Here is an 835-nt window from a genome sequence, read left to right as displayed (position 1 = left end):
CGGCTATTCGGGTTTCCCATAGCGCTTCCCGTTCGGCTTTGGTCATAAGAAAAAATCCTCCTCATCGAGCTTATTTTTTGAGGAAGATTATCCCTTAAACTTGGGTATTGTGCCAAGGTGGGTTGTGTTTGACGCTTACGTTTCAACAACCCAAGGTTTTACTGCTCGACGAGCCAACATCTCATCTCGATCTCAGAAATAAAGTACTAACAGTCGAAGTTCTAAGAAGTATTGCCAGCCGAGGCATCATTGTAATAACAACAGAACATGATCCTAATCTGGCTTCAGTTTTAGCTGACAGAGTTCTGTTGATGAAAAATGGTAAGGTGATAAGTTACGGTAAAGTCAAGGATGTTTTAAGTAGGGAAAATTTAATTAGGCTTTATGAAACCGATATAGAAGTTTTTGAAAAAAACGGAGTTCGTTATGTGCTCCCAATTATCAGTGACCTCCTCTCCCAATAGATTGGGGAGTATCCGGGAGCGGTTAGGCTCCGGAAGCCAGGGCCATGTTGTGCGCCTTGGAGGTCTTCGTATATCACTTTTCCCACGGGGTACAACGGTGCACGACACGCGCAGTAAGCCTTGAGACTTACTGGTGGTTCATCTGGACTGAGAAAATGTCACTTTTAAGTTAGTGGGAGGCGGCGGTTTTGACAGCCACCCCACACGTGGTTAAGTAAACATACCGACGGGGCGCCCCTGTGGAACATGCAACGAAGACGTAGCACGCCCCGTCAGGTAATCCATTGTATCACGTGAGGGGACCCCGGCCGTCAAGACTACCCTTCGGCGCCGCCTGAAAGCCTCAAGGGCTCACCAAAGAACATGCAAAA

Annotated in this window: 1 protein-coding gene; it reads left to right on the top strand. The window is 47.2% G+C overall.

Going from position 1 to position 835, the window contains the following annotated elements; all coding sequences use genetic code 11:
- The first annotated feature begins 128 nt into the window (after positions 1-128).
- Entirely contained in the window at positions 129-464 is a 336-nt protein-coding gene (locus D7024_RS14495; RefSeq protein ID WP_121452629.1) for an ATP-binding cassette domain-containing protein, read from the top strand.
- Positions 465-835 lie beyond the last annotated feature (371 nt).

The organism is Desulfofundulus salinus (assembly GCF_003627965.1).
Classification (GTDB): domain Bacteria; phylum Bacillota; class Desulfotomaculia; order Desulfotomaculales; family Desulfovirgulaceae; genus Desulfofundulus; species Desulfofundulus salinus.
The sequence above is the reverse complement of the archived record's forward strand: the minus strand, read 5'-3'. Positions and strand labels throughout refer to the sequence as shown.